At 62.0% G+C, this 14,451-nt stretch carries 16 protein-coding genes; 11 read left to right on the top strand and 5 right to left on the bottom strand.

Going from position 1 to position 14,451, the window contains the following annotated elements:
• Positions 1 to 81 precede the first annotated feature (81 nt).
• The 3 genes from mpl to HX783_RS20640 are packed head-to-tail and all read left to right on the top strand — an operon-like array spanning position 82 to position 2,334.
• Positions 82 to 1,431: a UDP-N-acetylmuramate:L-alanyl-gamma-D-glutamyl-meso-diaminopimelate ligase gene (gene mpl, locus HX783_RS20650; protein ID WP_177018063.1), complete on the top strand. Its 1,350-nt coding sequence runs from the start codon at positions 82 to 84 to the stop codon at positions 1,429 to 1,431.
• Positions 1,428 to 2,057, top strand: a complete 630-nt coding sequence (ubiX, locus tag HX783_RS20645) for a flavin prenyltransferase UbiX (RefSeq protein WP_003219402.1) — start codon at positions 1,428 to 1,430, stop codon at positions 2,055 to 2,057. The genes mpl and ubiX overlap by 4 nt, the downstream gene beginning before the upstream one ends.
• Entirely contained in the window at positions 2,050 to 2,334 is a 285-nt protein-coding gene (locus HX783_RS20640; RefSeq protein WP_177018062.1) for a YceK/YidQ family lipoprotein, read from the top strand. Before ubiX ends, HX783_RS20640 begins: the two co-directional genes overlap by 8 nt.
• Before the next feature lie 117 nt (positions 2,335 to 2,451).
• Here HX783_RS20640 and HX783_RS20635 read toward each other — a convergent pair whose 3' ends face one another.
• The 3 genes from HX783_RS20635 to HX783_RS20625 form a co-directional block, all read right to left on the bottom strand.
• Positions 2,452 to 3,093 carry an oxidoreductase gene (locus HX783_RS20635; protein WP_159960170.1) on the bottom strand — a complete coding sequence of 214 codons (642 nt, stop codon included), beginning with the start codon at positions 3,091 to 3,093 and terminating at the stop codon, positions 2,452 to 2,454.
• Between the two features lie 29 nt (positions 3,094 to 3,122).
• Positions 3,123 to 4,841: a C13 family peptidase gene (locus HX783_RS20630; protein WP_159960168.1), complete on the bottom strand. Its 1,719-nt coding sequence runs from the start codon at positions 4,839 to 4,841 to the stop codon at positions 3,123 to 3,125.
• Between the two features lie 105 nt (positions 4,842 to 4,946).
• Positions 4,947 to 5,402: a MaoC family dehydratase gene (locus tag HX783_RS20625; RefSeq protein WP_005791783.1), complete on the bottom strand. Its 456-nt coding sequence runs from the start codon at positions 5,400 to 5,402 to the stop codon at positions 4,947 to 4,949.
• A gap of 159 nt (positions 5,403 to 5,561) precedes the next feature.
• On the opposite strand from HX783_RS20625, the gene HX783_RS20620 reads away from it, so the two are divergent.
• Genes HX783_RS20620 through HX783_RS20610 form a run of 3 tightly spaced genes read left to right on the top strand, consistent with a single transcriptional unit; the run spans position 5,562 to position 7,243 of the window.
• On the top strand, positions 5,562 to 5,915 hold the full coding sequence (locus tag HX783_RS20620; RefSeq protein WP_094951239.1) for a CidA/LrgA family protein: 354 nt from the start codon (positions 5,562 to 5,564) through the stop codon (positions 5,913 to 5,915).
• Entirely contained in the window at positions 5,912 to 6,628 is a 717-nt protein-coding gene (locus HX783_RS20615) for an LrgB family protein (RefSeq protein ID WP_159960166.1), read from the top strand. Before HX783_RS20620 ends, HX783_RS20615 begins: the two co-directional genes overlap by 4 nt.
• Positions 6,629 to 6,649: 21 nt before the next feature.
• Positions 6,650 to 7,243: an LON peptidase substrate-binding domain-containing protein gene (locus tag HX783_RS20610; protein WP_159960164.1), complete on the top strand. Its 594-nt coding sequence runs from the start codon at positions 6,650 to 6,652 to the stop codon at positions 7,241 to 7,243.
• Here the strand turns inward: HX783_RS20610 and HX783_RS20605 are convergent.
• Positions 7,237 to 8,553, bottom strand: coding sequence for a bifunctional DedA family/phosphatase PAP2 family protein (locus HX783_RS20605; RefSeq protein ID WP_177018061.1), 1,317 nt, complete (start codon positions 8,551 to 8,553; stop codon positions 7,237 to 7,239). The two genes, HX783_RS20610 and HX783_RS20605, sit on opposite strands and share 7 nt — an antisense overlap.
• Positions 8,554 to 8,727: 174 nt before the next feature.
• Positions 8,728 to 9,411 (bottom strand): DNA-3-methyladenine glycosylase, encoded by a 684-nt coding sequence (locus tag HX783_RS20600; RefSeq protein ID WP_177018060.1) that lies wholly within the window; start codon positions 9,409 to 9,411, stop codon positions 8,728 to 8,730.
• A 173-nt stretch (positions 9,412 to 9,584) separates the two neighbouring features.
• Here HX783_RS20600 and HX783_RS20595 point away from each other — a divergent pair, with 173 nt between their 5' ends.
• The 5 genes from HX783_RS20595 (at position 9,585) to mrdA (ending at position 14,449) form a co-directional block, all read left to right on the top strand.
• Entirely contained in the window at positions 9,585 to 10,850 is a 1,266-nt protein-coding gene (locus HX783_RS20595) for a glutamate-5-semialdehyde dehydrogenase (RefSeq protein ID WP_177018059.1), read from the top strand.
• Positions 10,850 to 11,494, top strand: coding sequence for a nicotinate-nucleotide adenylyltransferase (gene nadD, locus HX783_RS20590; RefSeq protein WP_078739280.1), 645 nt, complete (start codon positions 10,850 to 10,852; stop codon positions 11,492 to 11,494). Before HX783_RS20595 ends, nadD begins: the two co-directional genes overlap by 1 nt.
• 69 nt (positions 11,495 to 11,563) lie before the next feature.
• Positions 11,564 to 12,058 carry a ribosome silencing factor gene (rsfS, locus tag HX783_RS20585; protein ID WP_003215432.1) on the top strand — a complete coding sequence of 165 codons (495 nt, stop codon included), beginning with the start codon at positions 11,564 to 11,566 and terminating at the stop codon, positions 12,056 to 12,058.
• A gap of 9 nt (positions 12,059 to 12,067) precedes the next feature.
• Entirely contained in the window at positions 12,068 to 12,535 is a 468-nt protein-coding gene (gene rlmH / locus HX783_RS20580) for a 23S rRNA (pseudouridine(1915)-N(3))-methyltransferase RlmH (protein ID WP_003176297.1), read from the top strand.
• Positions 12,536 to 12,550: 15 nt separating this feature from the next.
• Positions 12,551 to 14,449 (top strand): penicillin-binding protein 2, encoded by a 1,899-nt coding sequence (gene mrdA, locus HX783_RS20575; protein WP_177018058.1) that lies wholly within the window; start codon positions 12,551 to 12,553, stop codon positions 14,447 to 14,449.
• The last annotated feature ends 2 nt before the right edge of the window (positions 14,450 to 14,451 follow it).

Below are 14,451 nucleotides of genomic sequence, written 5' to 3'. Positions count from 1 at the left end.
ATCGCTCAGCCGCCCGGCCGCATAAAAGGTGCGATTTCCCCTTCCCTGCGCTAACCTGCCCCGATGTTCAAGAGGTCAACCATGCACATTCATATTCTCGGTATTTGCGGCACCTTCATGGGCTCGATGGCGGTTCTGGCCAAAGAGCTGGGCCATCATGTCACCGGCTCCGACGCCAACGTTTACCCGCCCATGAGCACGCAATTACAAGCCCAGGGTATCGAGTTGACCCAGGGTTACGACCCGTCGCAATTCGACCCTGTCCCGGATCTGGTGGTAATTGGCAATGCCATGGTGCGTGGCAACCCGGCGGTTGAATACGTGCTCAATAAGGGGTTGCCGTATGTTTCTGGCCCACAGTGGCTGGCGGACCATGTGCTGCAGGGCCGTTGGGTATTAGCCGTCGCCGGCACCCACGGCAAGACCACCACCAGCAGCATGCTGGCCTGGGTGTTGGAACATGCGGGCATGAGCCCTGGCTTTTTGATCGGCGGTGTACCGCAAAACTTCTCGGTGTCGGCGCGCCTGGGCGAAACGCCGTTCTTCGTGATCGAAGCGGACGAATACGACAGTGCGTTCTTCGACAAGCGCTCCAAGTTCGTCCACTACCGTCCGCGCACGGCGATCCTGAACAACCTCGAATTCGACCACGCCGACATCTTCCCCGATCTGCCGGCCATCGAGCGCCAGTTCCACCATCTGGTGCGCACCATCCCCAGTGAAGGCCTGGTCATCCATCCGACCACCGAGCCCGCTTTGCAGCGCGTGATCGACATGGGTTGCTGGACCCCGGTGCAAACCACCGGCGCAGGCGGGCAGTGGCAGGTCAAGTTGCTCAGTGAAGACGGCTCTAAATTTGAAGTGCTGTTCGAAGGTGAAGCCCAAGGCATCGTTGAGTGGGACATGACCGGCCAGCACAACGTCGCCAACGCGCTGGTGACGCTGGCGGCTGCGCGGCATGTGGGCGTGGTGCCGTCCATGGGCATCGCCGCATTGAGTGCGTTCAAAAGCGTGAAGCGCCGCATGGAAAAAGTCGCCGACGTGAATGGGATTACCATCTACGACGACTTCGCCCACCACCCGACCGCAATCGCGACCACGCTGGACGGCCTGCGCAAGCGTGTCGGTGACGCCAACATCATTGCGATTGTCGAGCCGCGCTCCAACTCCATGAAGCTCGGCGCACACCGCGACGGTTTGCCGGAAAGCGTCAACGATGCCGATCAGGTGGTCTGGTACGCGCCGGCCAACCTCGGCTGGGACCTGCCGGCCATCGCTGCGCTGTGTACCGTTCCTTCCATCGTCTGCGATTCCATCGAGGGCATCATTGAGCACGTCAAGCATCAGGCCAAGCCCGGCACCCATGTGGTGGTGATGAGCAACGGCGGCTTTGGCGGCTTACATGGCAAGCTGGCCGAGGCGTTGAAATGAGTGGGCCGGAACGCGTCACCCTGGCGATGACCGGCGCTTCCGGCGCGCCCTATGGCCTGCGCTTGCTCGATTGCCTGGTGCGTGAAGACCGTGAGGTGCACTTTTTGATCTCCAAGGCCGCGCAACTGGTGCTGGCCACCGAGACCGATGTGGCGTTGCCGCCCAAAGTGCAGATGATGCAGGCCTTCCTCACCGAATACACCGGTGCGGCGGCGGGGCAGATCAAGGTTTACGGCAAAGAGGACTGGATGTCGCCCGTGGCTTCCGGCTCCGGCGCGCCGGCGGCGATGGTGGTGGTGCCGTGTTCCACCGGCACCTTGTCGGCGATTGCGACAGGCGCGTGCAACAACCTGATCGAACGCGCGGCAGACGTGACCTTGAAGGAGCGTCGCCAGTTGATTCTGGTGCCACGCGAGGCGCCGTATTCGAGTATTCACCTGGAGCACATGCTCAAGCTGTCGAACATGGGCGTGACCATCTTGCCGGCGTCACCCGGTTTTTATCACCAGCCGCAGACCATCGATGACCTGGTGGATTTTGTGGTGGCGCGGATTCTTAACCTGCTGAACATTCCTCAGGACATGCTGCCGCGTTGGGGCGAGCACCATTTGAGCAGCGATGAATAAGGCCTTGCTGGTGCTGTTGGCGCTGCAACTGACCGGCTGCGCCACCGCGCGCACCCTGGATGCCGCGCAACCTGGCGCGCCGGTGGTGTATGCCGGCACGCGCCTGGATTTGTATGCGATTAACGGCGGCTGTTGCGCCAAGGATCGGTTTGGCGCTGAGGCGCCGAGTTATCCGCATCTCGACCTGCCGGCCAGTGCGATGCTCGACACGCTGCTGTTGCCGCTGTCGGTGTTGACGGTGTTGGGGGTGGGGTTTAACGCAACAGGCGGGCTTTAACCCCAGATCACTCCCACGCTCTGCGTGGGAGTGAATCCTGTGACGCTCTGCGTCACGACCTTCAAGAGCGGACGCGGAGCGTCATAGGCGGCATTCCTACGCAGAGCGTGGGAACGATCATTTGCCGAGCTTACGCAACTCATCCGACTCCACCACCCGCACCCCATCCTGCTCTTCCAGCGCCAGGCGCCACATGGCGCGGGCCAGTTCGCAGACTTCAATGCCGCGGTACTTGCCCGGAATCAACCGCGACAACGGCCCGGCCAGCTGCTCGGCCAGGCGTGGCTCCAAGCGTTCCCCCAGCAGCAGCGAAGGCCGCACGATGGTCAGTTGCGGCCAGTCCTGGGCTTTGAGCGCCAGTTCCATTTCGCCTTTGACCCGGTTGTAGAAGATCGAGGATTTCGGGTCGGCGCCAATCGCACTGATCACGATCAGGTGCCGCGCGCCCATTTCCCGTGCGCGCTTGGCGAAGGCCACGACCATGTCCAGGTCGACCGCGCGGAAGGCCGCTTCGGAGCCGGCCTGCTTGATGGTGGTGCCCAGGCAGCAGAAGGCGATATCGACCTGGCCGCTCAAGTGCGGCAACAGCGCCGGCGGGTCGCCCACCGGGTTTTCCAGGTGCGGGTGTTCGGCCAGCGGCTTGCGACTCGGCGCCAGTACGCGGGTCACGGTGGGTTCGTTGAGCAGGCGGTCGAGCAGGTGTTCGCCGGTCAGGCCCGAGGCGCCGGCGAGCAGGATATGTTGAGGTGTCAGGTACATGGTGTTTCCCCCTTGTTACACGTTACAGCTTAGTTGCCTTTGGCTTCCTTGCTATTCATTGAGACGCTTTCGAGCGCCTTTCGTGCCTGCTGCTTGCGTAATAATTGCCAATGGGCGATCACACCTTTGGGGGCCCAGATCTGCGGTTCGGAGGCTTCGAAATTGTCCGCCTGTTCGCGCTCGGCCACGTGGAGTTGTGCCAGTTTGAAGGCCTGCAGTAAATCGTCGGTCTGGTTGAAGGCCTGTGCGAATAGGGCATCGCCGAAGTAGGTGAAGTCCGCTTCCTCGGAACAGCCGAAAGACACGCGATCAGCGCGCGAGGCGGTCATGATCAGGGTGCGCTCATCTTTCAGCGCCGGGATAAACCCGCCGGAATAACAGGCGGAAATCACGATGATCTTGTCGCGGTTTTTCAGCGGCGCGAGCACGGCGGCCAGTTCGTCGGCGGGCAGGTCGGCCAGCTCCATGCGCGGCTGGTCGAGCACCAGTTCATGTTCGTGGGTGCCATGGCTGGTCATGTAGATAAACACCAGGTCTTCCGGGCCGGTGCGCTCAGCCAGGGTTTGCACCGCGCGGCGCAGGCTTTCGCGGGTGGCCAGCGGGCGGTCGGCGATATGGTCGCGGTGGTTGACCAGGCGGATCTGCCCGCGCGCGCCGAAACGGGTGGCAAGCATGTTGCTCACATAATCGGCTTCACGCAGGAACACGCTTTGCTTGCCATCACCCGCCACGGCCAGGCTGTACAGCTCCACGGCGGGCGTCGAGGGCGGCACGGCGGCGAGCGCGGCATCGAGCAAGCGGCCCTGGGCCAGTACGCCGATTTCCAATGGGTCGGGTAACAACTTGCCGTCGGCATCGCGCACGCGCATACCGTTGACCCAGGTGCCGGCCTGGACGGTGCCGTCGGTGAGCACCAGCGTGCCTTTGCCTTGGTAGCTGTCGCTGTCGAAACCGCCGATATAGAAGCTCCCATCGGTGAGGTTCAGGCGGCCCTCGCCGGTAAAGCGCCAGTCGCTGAAGTAGCCGACATAGTGGCTGCCGTCGACGCCGATCAGCTCGCCCTTGCCGCTGAGCGCGCCTTCCTTGAACTGGCCGATCCACACGTCGCCGTCGGCGTTTTCATAGCGGCCCTTGCCGTTGAGCTGGTTCTGTTTGAACTGGCCGACATAGATGTCGCCGTCGGCGCTGTTGAACGTGCCATTGCCTTCGAGCTGGCCATCGACAAAGTGGCCACTGAACTGGTTGCCACTGTCGTCGTTGCGTTGGCCTTCGCCATTCGGCTTGCCGTGGGCAAACTGGCCCTGGTACTGGCTGCCGTCGGCCAGCTCCAGGCGGCCGAGGCCGGAATACTGGTCGTCCTTGAATTCGCCGCGATAGGTCATCTGCCCCTCTTTGAGGGTGCCTTCGCCATTGCGTCGGCCATTCTTGAAACCGCCGACGTAGCTGCTGCCCGCCGTGGTCAGGCTGCCCTGGCCGTCGAACAGGCCTTGCTTGAACTGGCCTTTATAGACCTCGCCGTTGCTGCCATGCCATTCGCCCTGGCCGTGCCACTGGCCTTTGTCGAACTGGCCGGCGTACCAACTGCCGTTGGGGTAGTCCACCCGGCCCTGGCCTTGCAGCAAGCCATTGACCACATCGCCCCGGTAGCGGCCGCCGTCGGGCAGGCGCGCATCGGGCGGCAACAGCGATTCGCCGTCTCCGCAAGCGGTGAGCAACAGGGCAAGGGCAAGGGGAGCGAGTGGGCGCATAGCGGGATCCGGATAATTGAGCGCCGAGTATGCCGCAGCCGCAGGATTCATACATAAATTTACATACACTGTGGCAAGGTTTATCACCTCACCACAGGCGAGGCCTTACACGAAGCAGAGTGACAACGACTCGGCGATGTACGCGGGTTTTTCCTGGCCTTCGATTTCCAGGGTGGCGGTGGCCTTAAATAGCCATTGGCCAGGTTTTTTCTCGGTGACGTCGGTCAGGGTCACGTTCAGGCGCACCTTGGAGTCGACCTTCACCGGCTGGATAAAACGCACGCTGTCCAGGCCGTAGTTGACGGCCATCTTCAGCCCCTCGGGCATGATCAGGATGTCTTCCATCAGCTTGGGCATCAGCGACAGCGACAGGAAACCGTGGGCGATGGTGCTGCCGAACGGCGTCTGGGCGGCCTTGACCGGGTCGACGTGGATGAACTGATGATCGCCAGTGGCTTCTGCGAACAGGTTGATACGCGCCTGGTCGATGGTGAGCCATTCGGAACGTCCCAGTTCCTTGCCGACATAATCTTTGAGCTGCGCTACAGGTACATAGGGCATTACGACTCTCCTTGGTTCATCGGTTTTTATAGGTATGCGAAATCCATGTTAGATCATCATGGGCAACCCAGTCGGTCAACCCACCATGCTTTTGGCGAATGCCGGAGCATAGAGCCGGCGTGCTTATAATGCGGGCGAGTCTTTTAGGGGGGAGAACGGATGCTGTTACGTGGCCTGACATGGCTGGTGCTGTTTCAGTTGATCGGCACCGCGATCAACCATTTGCTGTTGCCGGTGCTGCCGGGGCCGATCATTGGCTTGCTGCTGATGCTCGGCTTTCTGATCTGGCGTGGCGAAGTCGGCGAACCCCTGAGCCTGGCCGCCAGCAGCCTGTTGCGCTATTTGCCGCTGCTGCTGGTGCCGCCTGCCGTCGGCGTAATGGTGTACGCCAAAGACATCGCCGCTGACTTCTGGGCCATTGTCGGCGCGCTGGTGTTGTCGCTGGTGATTGCCATGGGCTTTGTCGGCGTGCTGATGCAGCAGATGGTCAAGCGCAAGGAGAAGGATCAATGATTTTCGACTGGCAGGGCGCCTGGACGGCTGTCATTCATCACCCACTATTTGGTATCGGTATCACCCTGGGTGCTTATCAACTGGTGCTGGCGGCGTTCGAGAAAACCCGCTGGATCTTCCTGCAGCCGGTGCTGGTGTCCATGCTGCTGGTGATCGGCGTATTGCTCAGTTGCGGCCTGACCTACGTCGAGTACCGCAAGAGCACCGAGATCATGAGTATTCTGCTCGGCCCTGCGACCGTGGCGCTGGCGGTGCCGCTGTTCTTGAACTTGCGGCGGATTCGCCAATTGTTCTGGCCGATTTTTACTACGCTGGTGATAGGCGGCGTGCTGGCTACCGGCCTGTGCGTGCTGCTGGGCTGGTGGTTCGGCGCCGAACACATGATGCTGATGACCATGGCGCCCAAGTCGGTAACCTCGCCGATTGCGATGCTGGTGGCCGAGCAGATCGGCGGCGTGGCCGCATTGGCGGCGGTGTTTGTGCTGATCACCGGGGTGATCGGCGCGATGATCGGCCCGGCGTACCTGTCGCGCCTGGGTGTGCACAGCCCCGAGGCGCGCGGCATGGCCTTGGGCATGACCGCCCACGCCGTCGGCACCTCGGTGGCCCTGCAGGAAAGCGAAGAGTGCGGCGCCTTTGCGGCGCTGGCCATGAGTCTGATGGGCGTGGCCACGGCGGTGTTCCTGCCGCTGGCCGTGTCGGTGATTGTTTAAATCGGGTTTAAGGAAGCCTTTATGAGTCTGGCGCTGTTCCCGCTCAATACCGTGTTGTTCCCTGGCTGCACCCTCGATTTGCAACTGTTCGAGGCGCGCTACCTGGACATGATCAGCCGCTGCATGAAAAAGGGCGAAAGTTTCGGTGTGGTGTGCACCCTCGGCGGCAGGGAAGTGGGCATGGCCACGCAAGGCTATGCGCTGATCGGCTGCGAAGCGCTGATTCGCGACTTCAAGCAGCAGGACAACGGCCTGCTGGGGATTCGTGTCGAGGGCGGGCGGCGCTTCCGTGTGCTTGATGCTGGCGTGCAGAAGGACCAGTTGCTGGTCGCCGAGGTGCAGTGGCTTGAAGAACTGCCGGACCAACCGCTGGAAGAAGAGGACGCTGACCTGCTGGCGTTGCTTCAGGCCCTGGCCGAACACCCGATGGTCGCCTCGCTCGACATGGGCACCCACGCTGATGGCCAGCAAGCCCTGGGCAATCAGTTGGCGTACCTGTTGCCGTTCACCGAGGCCGACAAGATCGACCTGCTGCAACTCGACGACCCGCAGCAACGTCTGGATGCGATCCAGATGTTGCTCGACGAATTGCAGGGCGAACTCTTCACTCAATAGGCGTAGCGCAGCATCGCGTGGGAAGTGCCGGTGAGCGCGATGAAACCGAGCACGGCGAGCACGATCGGCAGCATCCACCACCAGATTTTTTGTGGTAGCGGCGGCAGCGGGCTGCGGTACTGACTGATGGCCAGGCTGAACGCACACACTGTCATTGCCAGCAGCGTGCCGGCCAGGATGTCCGTCGGCCAATGCGCACCGAGGTAAACCCGCGACAGCGCGATAAACGCGGCAGGAATGCAGCCCAGCAGCAGCCAGGTCAGGCGCAGCCGCGTGGGTTGCCCGCGACCGGCCAGCACCGCCAGTGCCAGGAAAAATGCAAAGGCGCCCGAGGCGTGGCCGCTTGGCATGCTGAAACTGGTCAGTGGGTCGGTCAGGATTTCTGGCCGGCCACGGGCGAAAAACAGCTTGGTGGCGGTGTTGATCACCGCTGAGCCGGCCAACGTGGCGCCGACAAACACCGCGTGGCGCCATTGCCGCGCCACTAACAGCAAGCCGGTGAAAATCGCGCTGGCGATAAACATCTTCCTGAACTCACCCAACTGGGTAATCCGTACCATCACCTCGTCCAGCCACGGGCTGCGGTGTTCCTGCACCAGCGCGCTCAAGCCCTGATCGAAGTCATTGAGATGGGGGTAGCCGATAAACAGGGCGATCAACAGCGTCAGGCTGGCGCAACCGACCCACAACGTGGCGCGACGATGGCCACGCAGGCTGCTGTTCAAGCTCAGCCCCAGCAGCACGGCGATACATCCGGCGACAATCCCGGCCTCCAGCCAGAAACCTTCCGGCAACGGCAGGCGGAACGCGGCGCCGGTCGCCCAGCCCGGCAACAGATACGCGACCGACCAACCGGCGGCGGCGACGATGCTGACGGCGGCAAAGCGTGGGAACGGCATGTCGCACATGCCGGCCACCATCGGCAGCATCGGGCGCAGTGGGCCGATGAAACGTCCTACCAGCAGGCTGGCGATGCCGTATTTATGGAAGTAGGTTTCAGCGCCGTTCATCCATTCAGGGTGGTGACGCAAGCCGGGCAGGCGCCGGATGTTCTGGTGGAAATGTCGGCCCAGGTAGTAGGAAACCCCGTCGCCGAGCAAGCCGCCGAGGAAGCCCAGCAGTAGGGTTTCGCTCAATGACAGCGCGCCGCTGCCGGCGAGCGCCGCAATGGCAAACAGCAACACCGTACCCGGCACGATCAGCCCGGCGATGGCCAGGCATTCCACACACGCGACGATAAACACCGCCACGGCCAGCCATTCTGGGTTGAGGGTCAGCCAGCCGGTAATGCTATCGAGCCATTGGCTCATACAATCAACTCCCTTTATTCAATACATAACCTGAAGCGATGGAGATCAATTGTGGGAGCGGGCTTGCTCGCGAATGCGGTGTCTCAGTGAAAAAATCTTTAGCTGACACACCGCATTCGCGAGCAAGCCCGCTCCCACATTGGATCTGCTGCGCTGCCGGTATTAATGTTCAATTCAAATCAAAAAATAATCGCGCCCTTCGACCTGGCCCCGGCGCAGCGGGTTCCTGGTGCAATACGGTGCATAGCCCGCATCCACAAAGCGGTACATCAAATGTTCATCGCGCCCGCTGGGAATGCCCAAGCGAGTGGTCTGGATAATCTGCGTCGGCGTCTGGCCCACGTCCTCGACGTAGAGCTGCTCCTGATCAAAACGCTTGGCATCCCACATCGGCACTTTCAGTCCCAGGGCTTTGCACAGCAAAGTTTGACCGGCGCAGAGTTTCTGCGAGGGGCGAGGGTGGCCGTTGGCGTCCGGGTTGTTCAGCAGCATCTGCGCCAGGCTCGCCGGGCCGGACATGCCGTCTACCCAGGGATAGCCCGATTTGATGAGCACGGCATTGCCCGGGCCGTGGGCACTGAAGTTCAGCGAATCACCGCCACGGGCGTAGTACATGTAGATGTGCCCGCCATCCAGAAACAAAGCCTTACGCTTTTCTGTGTAGCCGAGTGAGGCGTGGCTGCCTTTTTCGGCCACGTAATAGGCTTCGGTTTCAATAATTCGTGCTGAAAGCCAGGTTTCGCCGACGCGATGGCGTATGACTTTGCCGAGTAATTCGCGCGCGAGCACTTGCGCGTCACGGTCGAAGAAGCTGTCGGGCAGGGCGCTGGCGGGGCGTTGCGGGGCAAAACTGGACATGGCGGTAAGGTTAATACGGCTAAATGTGACGGAATAATAACAACTCCCACCTTAATTACCGCTGAACCCCAAGTTTTTACAGTTCATTTCGACCATCCGCCCCTCACCGCTGTCAGTCGGGCGGCGTCGCAGCTATAATCTGCCGCTTTCCTCTTTGCCAAGACTCCCTGACCATGACTGAGTCCGTTCTTGACTACATGACCCGCCTGGGTCGCGCTGCCCGTCAGGCCTCGCGGTTGATCGCCCGTGCGAGCACTGCGCAGAAGAACCGTGCCCTGCTGGCCGCCGCCGATGCTCTGGATGCTGCGCGCTCCGAGCTGGCTGCCGCCAACGAACTGGACCTGGCCAGCGGCCGCGCCAATGGCCTGGAGCCGGCACTGCTGGACCGCCTGGCACTGACCCCGGCACGTATCGACGACATGATCGAAGGCCTGCGTCAGGTGGCCAAGCTGCCTGACCCCATCGGTGAAATCCGCGATATGCGCTACCTGCCGTCCGGCATCCAGGTCGGCAAGATGCGTGTGCCCCTGGGCGTGATCGGCATCATTTATGAGTCGCGTCCGAACGTAACCATCGACGCCGCGAGCCTGTGCCTCAAGTCGGGTAACGCCACCATCCTGCGTGGCGGCTCCGAGGCGATCAATTCCAACCGCGCCATCGCCGCCTGCATTCAGCAAGGCCTGGCCGTGGCCGAGTTGCCGGCCGAAGTGGTGCAAGTGGTGGAAACCACCGACCGCGCCGCCGTTGGCGCGCTGATCACCATGCCGGAGTTCGTCGACGTGATCGTGCCGCGCGGTGGCAAGAGCCTGATCGAGCGCGTCAGCCGCGATGCCAAGGTGCCGGTGATCAAGCACCTGGATGGCGTGTGCCACGTGTTTATCGACGTCGCCGCCGACATCGACAAGGCGATCCGCATCGCCGACAACGCCAAGACCCACCGCTACGCCCCGTGCAACACCATGGAAACCCTGTTGGTGCACGTTGGCATTGCCGATCGCGTGCTGCCGCCGCTGGCTGCCATTTACCGTGACAAGGGTGTGGAATTGCGTGGTTGTGAGCGCACCCGTGCGCTGCTGGGCGCGGACGTGATCGAAGCCACCGAACAAGACTGGTACACCGAGTACACGGCGCCGATCCTGTCGATCCGCATCGTCGACGACCTGGACCAGGCCATTGAACACATCAATAAATACGGCTCCAAGCACACCGACGCCATTGTTTCCGAGCATTTCAGCGATGCCCGGCGTTTCCTCAACGAAGTGGATTCCGCTTCGGTGATGGTCAACGCCTCGACGCGCTTTGCCGACGGCTTCGAGTATGGCCTGGGGGCGGAAATCGGTATTTCCACCGACAAGCTCCACGCACGCGGCCCGGTTGGCCTTGAAGGCCTGACCAGCGAGAAGTACGTGGTGTTCGGCGACGGTCATGTGCGCACTTGATGGCTAAACGCATCGGGCTGCTCGGCGGCACCTTCGACCCCGTGCACATCGGCCATTTGCGCAGTGCCCTGGAAGTCGCGGATGCCCTCGCGCTGGATGAGCTGCGGGTGATGCCCAACGCGCGGCCGCCGCATCGCGATACGCCGCAGGTGTCAGCGCAGCAACGCCTGGAAATGGTGCGCCTGGCGGTGGAGGGCATAGCGCCGCTGGTGGTCGACGACCACGAGCTCAAGCGCGATAAACCGTCCTACACTGTCGATACCCTGGAAGTGATGCGCGCCGAAATGGCCGCGGATGACCAGTTGTTTCTGCTTTTGGGCTGGGACGCATTTTGCGGCCTGCCCTCTTGGCATCGCTGGGAGGAACTCCTCCAGCATTGCCACATCCTGGTTTTGCAACGCCCGGATGCCGACAGCGAACCGCCGGATGCCTTGCGCAACCTGCTGGCCGCGCGGTCGGTAAGTGACCCCTTGGCCCTGACCGGGCCGAACGGGAATATTGCATTCGTCTGGCAGACCCCGCTTGCGGTGTCCGCCACCCAGATCCGTCAACTGCTGGCCAGCGGGAAGTCGGTACGTTTCCTGGTGCCTGACGCGGTCCTGGCCTACATCGATGCGCACGGGCTTTACCGTGCGTCGAACTGAAAAGGCGCGCTTGTCGCTACGCACAGTCGTGCAGCGAGCGCCCGAACATATGAGCAAAACGAGTTTTATATGACCAACAAAGACGTAAGCAAAGTTAAGCGCAAAGGCACGTTCAAAAGCGCCCCGCTGCCAGTTGAAGCGCACACCGGCCCTGAGCTGGCTGGCGAAGAGCTGGTAAAAGTGGCCGTTGCCGCTCTGGAAGACGTGAAGGCACAGGACATCCAGGTCCTGGACGTGCGCGACAAGCAGAGCATCACCGATTTCATGATCATCGCCACCGGTACTTCCAACCGTCAGATCGGCGCGATGCTCGACAAGGTTCGCGAAGCCGTCAAAGCCCAAGGCGTCAAGCCGCTGGGTGAAGAAGGCAAGGGCGATAGCGACTGGGTGCTGCTGGACATGGACGACGTGATCGTTCACATGATGACCTCCAATGCCCGTCAGTTCTACGACCTGGAGCGTCTGTGGAAAGGCGCCGAGCAGAGCCGTGCCGCTGATGGCAAGCACCACAGCCCGGAAGTGGGCCACGCGCACTTCGACAAGCTCAACAAAGACCAGGAATAAGGAACGGCTGTGCGCCTGCGTCTGATCGCTGTCGGTTCACGCATGCCCAAGTGGGTGGAAGAAGGCTGGCACGAGTATGCCAAGCGTCTGCCCGCTGAGCTGTCGCTGGAACTGGTGGAAATACCGCTCAACACCCGGGGCAAGAATGCCGACGTGGCGCGCTTTATCCGTCAGGAAGGCGAAGCCATGCTGGCCAAGGTCGGCCCCAACGAGCGCATCGTCACCCTTGAGGTGCACGGCAAGCCCTGGAGCACCGAGCAGTTGGCGGTGGAACTGGATCGCTGGCGCCTGGATTCGCGTACGGTCAACTTCATGGTCGGTGGCCCCGAAGGGCTGGCGCCGGAAGTCTGTGCGCGGGCGGACCAGCGCTGGTCGTTGTCGGCGTTGACGCTGCCGCACCCGTTGGTAAGGATTCTGATCGGTGAACAGCTGTATCGCGCCTGGACAGTTCTGTCCGGGCACCCTTACCACAAATAATCTGCGCCCCTGCCGATGACCCAGCCGATCCGCATCAAGGACCACGAGAAAGACGCACGTCTGGTACGCGCGCGGGTCGTGTTCGGCGCTTTTCTGGTGGTGGGGCTGATCGGTGTGCTGATTGCGCGCCTGTATTTCCTGCAGGTGATCCAGTACGACTATCACTCCACGCTGTCGGAAAACAACCGGGTGCATGTGCAGCCGATTCCGCCGACCCGTGGGCTGATTTTTGACCGTAATGGCGTGGTGGTCGCGGATAACCGGCCCAGCTTCAGCCTGAGCATGACCCGCGAGCGTTCCGGCGACTGGCAGCAGATCCTCGATGTGATTGTCGAGGTGCTGCAGCTGACGCCGGAAGATCGGGTGATCTTCGAGAAACGCATGAAGCAGGGGCGCCGGCCATTCGAGCCGGTGCCGATTCTGTTTGAGCTGACCGAAGAGCAGATCGCCCGCATTGCGGTGAACCAGTTCCGCCTGCCCGGTGTGGAAGTGGTGGCGCAGTTAGTGCGGCATTACCCGCAAGGGCCGCACTTTGCCCACTCCGTCGGCTACATGGGGCGTATCAACGAGAAAGAGCTGAAAAGCCTCGACCCGGTGAATTACAGCGGCACCCACCATATTGGCAAAACCGGCATCGAGCGCTTCTACGAGCCCGAGCTGCACGGCCAGGTGGGTTACGAAGAAGTCGAGACCAACGCCCGCGGCCGCGTGCTGCGGGTGCTCAAGCGCACCGACCCGGTGCCGGGCAAGGACATCGTGCTGAGCCTGGACATCAAGCTGCAGGAAGCGGCCGAGATGGCACTGGGCGGTCGGCGTGGCGCCGTGGTTGCACTGGACCCGAAGACCGGCGAAGTGTTGGCGATGGTCAGCCAGCCGAGTTTCGACCCCAACCTGTTTGTCACCGGGATCAGCTTCAAGGCCTACGCCGAGCTGCGTGACTCCATCGACCGGCCGCTGTTCAACCGCGTATTGCGCGGGCTGTACCCGCCGGGCTCGACCATCAAGCCGGCGGTGGCGATTGCCGGCCTGGATTCGGGCGTGGTCACCGCGTCGAGCCGTGTGTTCGACCCGGGCTACTACATGCTGCCCAACTACGATCACAAATACCGCAACTGGAACCGCACCGGTGACGGCTATGTCGACCTGGACACCGCGATCATGCGCTCCAACGACACCTATTTTTATGACCTGGCCCACAAGCTGGGGATCGACCGGCTGTCTGCCTACATGGGCAAGTTCGGCCTCGGTCAGAAAGTCTCCCTGGACATGTTCGAAGAATCCCCGGGCCTGATGCCGTCGCGGGAGTGGAAACGCGCAACCCGTCGCCAGGCGTGGTTCCCGGGCGAAACACTGATTCTCGGCATCGGCCAGGGCTATATGCAGGCAACGCCCTTGCAACTGGCCCAGGCCACGGCGCTGGTGGCCAACAAAGGCATCTGGAACCGTCCGCACCTGGCCAAGACGGTTGAAGGCGAGCGGCCTGTGGATGAAAACCCGATTGCCGACATCGTGCTGCGCGACCCGTCCGACTGGACCAAGGTTAACCACGGCATGCAGCAAGTGATGCACGGCTCCCGTGGCACCGCGCGCAAGGCGGCGGTCGGCGCGCAATACCGCATTGCCGGCAAGAGCGGTACGGCACAGGTGGTCGCGATCAAGCAGGGCGAGAAATATGACCGCTCCAAGGTTCAAGAGCGCCACCGTGACCACGCCTTGTTTGTTGGCTTTGCCCCGGCCGACGACCCGAAAATCGTCGTGGCGGTGATGGTTGAAAACGGTGAGTCCGGCTCCGGCGTCGCAGCGCCCGTGGTGCGCCAAGTGATGGACGCCTGGCTGTTGGCCGACGACGGCAGGCTCAAGCCCGAATATGGTGGCCCCCCTTCAAACACCGAGGTTACGGCCCGTGAAGAGTAATT

The organism is Pseudomonas sp. D2002 (assembly GCF_013385735.1).
Lineage (GTDB): Bacteria > Pseudomonadota > Gammaproteobacteria > Pseudomonadales > Pseudomonadaceae > Aquipseudomonas.
This window is presented reverse-complemented; position numbering and strand designations above follow the sequence as displayed.